This is a genomic window from Bartonella queenslandensis AUST/NH15 (assembly GCF_000312585.1).
GTDB classification, from domain to species: domain Bacteria; phylum Pseudomonadota; class Alphaproteobacteria; order Rhizobiales; family Rhizobiaceae; genus Bartonella; species Bartonella queenslandensis_A.
Genome location: NZ_HE998011.1, coordinates 4015 through 5088 on the forward strand (window position 1 = coordinate 4015; position 1074 = coordinate 5088).

The window sequence follows — 1074 nt, forward strand, 5'->3', positions numbered from 1 at the left end:
ATTCTCATCATTGGCAAAAGGGCGCAAATGATTGATGATGGTTTTTTCCAATGCTGCACGGGTGCGCACCACATTGACAAAACGCCAGAGGGGATCACTGGAGGTGGTATGATTGCCCCATAAAATACGTCCATTGGCAGCCATTGGACCATGCCCATTTTGGCTAAGCCTTGCGGGAATAAAGGTGGCAATATCGGCTTGGTTTAGACGATTAGCCTCATGATCAATTTCCCCATCAAAATAACTAATCGGGCGTGCTGTCCCTAAAATACCTTTCACATCTTGGTTGGAGGGAGACCAAAAAACACCCCCCCTTTGCTTGTCACGTTTGAGAAACATGGCTGCGGCAAAAGGACTTGCCGGTTTTATACTCACACCCCCATCACCACTTGCCACCCGTACAAAGGGATCAAGCAAATAACAAAAGCGTGAAGAAAAATCTGCACGATAGGCAAGGCTTTCTTCGGTGTTTTTACCCCCCGTATCAAACACGGCAATGGCTTGTAGCTTTTCGGCAACCTGTTCAAGAGCCTCTGCCACGGGGTTTTTGCCATTCTCAAACCGCCCTGCACTATAAGCCGGTGCTAAGAGAATGCCAGGTTCCACACCTAAATGACCACGCGCATGCGCCAAAGCATGCACACCCGTCAGCTGCCCATTGGAGCCCACCATTTCCACTTGGGTCTCAGAAATTTTGACTTTTCCTCCACACGCACTAGGATAACTTTTGCGTCTATTCCTTGCGCACATACAGCGTCAATAACATCAAGCGCTGTGCCTCTTGTCCCTAATTTTTGGATTTTGTCTCCCTCATGCGTAAAAACCAATACCGGCTCGTTAAGGGGATAGGTCTTTGCATCGGCATCAGGGGCTGTAACAACCGCTCCAATGGCGCTTTGATCAAAGGCTGCTAACGGACGTGCCTCTTCACCTGCCTCAAGAATGCGAATACCATGATTAAATTCTGTTGCCATTTTGCTCTCCAAATCAATGAAGAAAACATAACAACAGTGGTAGGTGCTCCATAAGCCTGACATTGTCAGTCAAAAAGAAAAAAGCCCTTAAAAGGGCTTT

The 1074-nt window shown here is 47.6% G+C and carries 1 pseudogene; it reads right to left on the reverse strand.

Going from position 1 to position 1074, the window contains the following annotated elements:
- Nucleotides 1-974: pseudogene (locus BN338_RS07470) on the reverse strand (phage tail sheath subtilisin-like domain-containing protein); the annotation flags it as partial.
- Nucleotides 975-1074 lie beyond the last annotated feature (100 nt).